Source organism: Oscillibacter sp. CAG:155, from assembly GCA_000436875.1.
Lineage (GTDB): Bacteria > Bacillota > Clostridia > Oscillospirales > Oscillospiraceae > Oscillibacter.
The window spans coordinates 1-5335 of record FR890842.1; the positions used below are offsets into that span (position 1 = coordinate 1).

General features: G+C 64.2%; 5 protein-coding genes. 1 reads left to right on the forward strand and 4 read right to left on the reverse strand.

The window, feature by feature from the left end; genetic code table 11:
- The coding region (locus QZL67_RS01445) for a glycosyltransferase (RefSeq protein WP_292919628.1) at positions 1 to 592 on the reverse strand (592 nt) is incomplete at its 3' end.
- Between the two features lie 401 nt (positions 593 to 993).
- On the reverse strand, positions 994 to 1779 hold the full coding sequence (locus QZL67_RS01450; protein ID WP_022289006.1) for an HpcH/HpaI aldolase/citrate lyase family protein: 786 nt from the start codon (positions 1777 to 1779) through the stop codon (positions 994 to 996).
- Between the two features lie 281 nt (positions 1780 to 2060).
- Between QZL67_RS01450 and QZL67_RS01455 the strand changes: the two genes are divergently transcribed.
- Positions 2061 to 2834 carry an IclR family transcriptional regulator gene (locus QZL67_RS01455; RefSeq protein WP_022289007.1) on the forward strand — a complete coding sequence of 258 codons (774 nt, stop codon included), beginning with the start codon at positions 2061 to 2063 and terminating at the stop codon, positions 2832 to 2834.
- 64 nt (positions 2835 to 2898) lie between these two features.
- Here the strand turns inward: QZL67_RS01455 and QZL67_RS01460 are convergent, their stop codons facing one another.
- Entirely contained in the window at positions 2899 to 3318 is a 420-nt protein-coding gene (locus QZL67_RS01460; RefSeq protein WP_022289008.1) for a signal peptidase II, read from the reverse strand.
- Between the two features lies 1 nt (position 3319).
- A partial coding sequence (locus QZL67_RS01465; RefSeq protein WP_292919630.1) for an NYN domain-containing protein occupies positions 3320 to 5335 on the reverse strand: 2016 nt, incomplete at its 5' end.

Genomic DNA, 5335 nt, shown 5'->3' on the forward strand with positions numbered 1-5335 from the left:
CCAGCAGGCTGGCCCGGCAGCCGGGCACCGGCGGCCGCTGGAAGCGGCGCAGGTCGATGCCGCTGGGCACCACGAACACCGGGGTCCGCACGCCGTAGCCCTGGAGCAGCGCCCGCACCTTGCCGGTGGGGGCGATCATACAGTCGGTGCGGGCCGCCACCCAGCGGGACAGCGCCGCCACCGCCCGCCGTCCCAGCCGGACGCTGGGGGAAAAATAATGGGTATAATCCTCATAAACCGTATGATAGGTGTGGATCAGAGGCACATTCAGCTCCTCGGCGATCCGCCGGGCCAGAAAGAACGTGGAAAATTCACACTGGGAGTGGACCACATCCGGGCCCCACTCCACCAGCTCCCGGACCCAGCGGCCCGCCAGGGCCGTCCGCAGCCGGACGCCGGGATACACCAGCCCCGCCGCCACAGACCCGATGCGGGTCACGCCGTCCTGTACGGAGGAGTGCAGATCCTGGGACAGCGTCAGCACCCGGACCTCGTGTCCCCGCAGCTCCAGCTCCCGCCGCAGATTCAAGACGGAGGTCACCACGCCGTTCACCGCCGGGCTGTACCAATCGGTTGTAATCAAAATCTTCATTCTGGAAACGCCTCGCTTCCTCATTCACCCATAAGACGATTTCGCCCCGGGCTTTTCTTCAAATCTCTTCCGGTCTTTCCAAATCCAGCATACTCCATACAAATCAGAGCTTTGCCGCAAACAGGTCAAATCTGCGTGAAGTCCGCCGTTGTTTTGCGATACGGCGGTCTCGGAAAACACTGCCTCAGGCTTCAACTGTATTAATTATCTAATACAATAACACAGTTTTTCAGTTTGTCAATCCCCTGCCGTTAAGATTTCGTTAACTGTATTAGCTGTACTAGTACGGTTAATATACATGACTTGGATGCCATCTGTCAACCCTTTTTTATCCAAAAAAAGAGCCCCGTGCATCTGCACGGAGCTCTTTTCTTGGACAGAGTTATATGAAACGCCCGAAATTACTTCACGAAGGCGTCCACGTCTGCCTTGGCCTTCTGATAGAACAGATAAGTATCGCAGGCGTAGCCGATGAACTTAACGCCCAGATCCCGCCACTTCATACCGCCTTCCACGGTGTCGGCGAAGCAGCCGATCTTCACGCCCTTGGCGTTGGCCTTGGCAATGATGCCCTTGATGCACTCCACCACCTCGGGGTGATCGATCTCACCCACGTGGCCCAGAGAGCTGGACAGGTCATAGGGGCCAACGAACACCACGTCGATGCCGGGGACATCCAGGATCTCGTCCAGGTTCTCCACAGCCTTCTTGCCCTCGGCCTGGAGGATCACCACGGTGTCCTGAGCCTTGGAGAAGTACTCGCTGCCGGGCACGGCGCCGAAGCCGGCGGACCGGACAAACCGGCAGGTGCCGCGGGTACCCACGGGAGAGAACTTAGCGGCGGAAACCGCTGCCCGGGCCTGCTCCGCCGTGTCGATCTGGGGGATCATCACGCCGCCGGCGCCCACGTCCAGGGCCTGGTCGATCCAAATGTCGCTGCCCCGGGGCACCCGGACCACCGGGCACACACCGGCCACGTTGGCGGCACGGATCAGATGGGGCAGGGTCTCAAAGGTCGTGGTGCCGTGTTCCATATCCAACAGGACAAAATCATATCCCGCATGACCGGCGGACTCCACAAACGCGGGGTCGGTGGCGATCATGAAGGGACCCAGCGCACCCTTGTCAGAGTCCATTGCGGCCTTGAATTTGGTCACGCTGTCCATGGTAGGCATTTCACACTTCATCGGAACCATCTCCTATTATACGAATTCAAACTTGTTCCGCAGGCCGGGCTGTTCGGATATCGGAACAGCATCCGCCTATCAGAACCGATCACATTCATGATACATACCCATTCCCTTGTTTGTCAACAGAAAAAACGCCAAAATTCAAAGGCCGGAGGCAGAACCGCCGGGCAGGCCGGCCCCCTTTCCCCGTCAGCGCTCCCTTCTTGCCAAACGGAGCGGGGTTTGCTATCATGGGGCATAGCGATTTTTTTGATCTTACAGGAAACGGAGCGTCAAACATGCCGCAGGAGCAACATCGCGCCACCAGCCGGGTTCTGGACCTTCTGGAGCTTTTCTCCGGCGCCGACGGCACCGGCTATACGCTGACGGAGCTGTCCCAGGCGCTGGACATCCCGAAAAGCAGCCTCTTTCCCATCCTCCACACTCTGGAGCAGCGCCGGTATGTCCTCTGGGACAAGCGCTCCGGCCAGTACTCCATCGGCGTGAGCGCCTATGTGCTGGGAGCCTCCTTCCCTGCCCAGCGGGGGCTGGTGGCTCTGCGCCATGTGATGCAGGAGGTGGTGGACCGCTGCCAGGAAACCTGTCAGCTGGGCGTGCTGGACCAGGGCAGCATCCTGTACCTGGAAAAGGTGGACTCCCCCCAGGCCATCCGCCTGATCTCCCGGGTGGGGGACCGACTGCCGGCCAACGCCACCGCCCTGGGCAAAGCCCTGCTCAGCGGCCTTTCTGACGACGAGGTCCAAACGCTCTGGACCGCCGGGCTGCCCCGGCTCACCAGCCACACCGTGACGGAACTTCCCCAGCTTTTGACTCAGCTGGCGCAGATCCGCCGCACCGGCATCGCCTTTGAACGGGAGGAGTGCGCCCAACAGCTGGCCTGCTGGGCGGTGCCGCTGCGGCGGCAGGGCCGGGTCTTTGCCGCTCTGAGTGTCTCCGTGCCGCTGTTCCGCTGCACGGAGGAAAAGGAGGCCTTGGTTTGCCGGTGCCTGCTGGAGGCCCGGGACGAGGCAGAGCAGCTGGCCGAATCCCGGGGCTTTTCCCTGCTGGAGTAGTCCGGTTTCAGTCTTGTCCATAATACAAAAACGCTTCGGGAGTTTCCCGAAGCGTTTTCGTTTTTTATCGTCTGCGGAAGGCGGAGAGCAGCAGCCCCAGCGCCCCGGCGAAAATGGAAAAGTCCGCCAGATTGAACACATACCGCTTCAGCCGCCCCGGTGCCCGGGGAAACTGCACATAGTCGTAGACCTTCCCGTACCGGACCCGCTCCCAGAGGTTGGCTCCTCCGCCGCCCAGCACCAGTGCGGTCCAAAGAGAGCGTCCCGCCCACAGCAGCACCGCTGCCAGGATTCCCACCGACACCGCTGCGAGGGCGCAGGCTTTCAGGGGGACGCCGAAGGCGCCGCCCCGGTTCCACAGTACCGTGAGCCGCACCCGGCCCCCCAGCAGCTCCCGGGGCGTCCGGCCGGCGCGGTCCAGCTTCCGCCGGAGCAGGGCGCACAGAGCCGCCACCGCCAGCGCGATTCCTACTGTTGCCAGCATTTTACTCCTCCTTCCGGGTCCGGGCCTTCTCCAGTGCGGACCGGACGGCCCCGGTTTTTCGGGGGCGGTTGTTTTCCGAGAGGATGGCAGCGATCTGCCCCTCTGCCTGTTCCACTTCCTCCCGGAAGGCAGAAGCAGACACCCGCAACGCCCCGTGGCCCAGGATGATGAGCTGCTCGGGGCCGTCAGAGGTAGCCACCCGGACCCGGTGCTCCCGGCCGATCTCATAAGTGGCCCGCTCAATGTAGGCGTCCGCCGTCTCTGCCTCCTTGGTGTAGACCACATGGATGTTGTGGTACTTCTCCACCGAGCCCTGGCCGCCCTTGACTTTGTAGGCGTCAAAAACCACGATGACTCGGCAGCGGCGATAGCCCTGGTAGTTGCTGAGGATGTCGCACAGGTTCTTCCGGGCAGCATCCAGGTTCTCCCGGGCCACGTTCTTCAGCTCGTCCCAGGCGTAGATGATGTTGTAGCCGTCCACCAGCAAATACTCCGGCCCGCTGATCTGGCGACGGATGGACCGCTTGTCCTCCGCCTGCTCCGCCGGCGGGCGGCGGGGCGGCCGGGGCGGCTGAAATGCCGGACGCTTGACGGCGCCGTAGGTCCGCTCGAAAATCGCCTGGAGTTCCTTGTCCTGCTGGAGCGTCCCGGCGTAGGCCGCTCCCCGTCGGGTGGGCGGGGCGGTCTCCTCCGGTGCCGGCGCCTCCCCCAGCCGGAGGCCGCTGGCCACATGTGCCCGGGCGGGCACCTGATCCCAGGGAACGATGTCCCCGGCTCCGTGGGAACAGAACACCGAGTCCGGCGGGTTCTCCGTGTCCCGCAGCGGATCGTAGCCGATGGCCTCCACCACCGCTTCCTGGTCGGCACAGGGGGCGTAACCCTTCAGCGAGCAGAACAGCCGTCCCTGGCCCCGGGTATAGGCAGCCACGTCCCGAGCATAGTCCCCCAGGGCCGCCACCGGCACGGAGCCGGTGAGCACCGCCTGGTCCCCCGCTGTCTCCGGCGGCTGGACCTCTCCATTCATCCGCTGCAGGTCACTGATGGCTCGGCCCACCTGGTCGGCGGGCACCTCCAGCCGAAAGTCGTACCAGGGTTCCAGCAAAACGTTCTGGGCCTGCATCAGTCCCTGCCGCACCGCCCGGTAGGTGGCCTGGCGGAAATCGCCGCCCTCGGTGTGCTTGACGTGGGCCCGGCCCGCCAGGAGGGTGATCTTCACGTCCGTCAGCGGGGAGCCGGTGAGCACACCGGGGTGGTTCCGCTCCTCCAGATGGGTCAGCACCAGCCGTTGCCAATGACCGTCCAGCTGGTCCTCCGGGCAGGCGGTGTCCACCACCACGCCGCTGCCCCGTTCTCCCGGTTCCAGCAGCAGATGGACCTCCGCATAGTGGCGCAGGGGCTCGAAGTGGCCGATGCCGATCACCGGCCCGGCGATGGTCTCCTTGTAGACGATGCTGCCGGTGCCGAAGGTCACCTCCATGCCGAACCGCTCCCGGATCAGCCGCTGCAAGATCTCCAGCTGCACCTGGCCCATCAGCTGGACATGGATCTCCCGCAGGGCCTCGTTCCAAACGATGTGGAGCTGAGGGTCTTCCTCCTCCAGCTGGCGCAGCTTCCCCAGGGCCGTGTGGGGATCGGTCCCCTCCGGCAGGCACAGCTGATAGGTCAACACCGGCTCCCGCACCGGGGCCGTCCAGCCGCTTTCGCCGCCCAGGCCTTCTCCCGGCACCGTCCGGCTCAGCCCCGTCACGGCGCACACCGTACCGGCGCAGGCCTCCTCCACCGGGACGAATTTGGCGCCGGAGTAGAGCCGCAGCTGGTCCGCCTTCTCCTCCCAGACCTGCTCCTCCCGCAGTCCGGGACAGCGGTTTGTCAGCACCGTCTTGACCCGCAGCGTGCCGCCGGTGACCTTCAGATAGGTCAGCCGGTTCCCCTGGCCGTCCCGGGCGATCTTGAACACCCGGGCGCCGAAGTCCGCCGGCCGTACCGGCACCGGGGCGTACCGGGCAAGCCCCGTCAG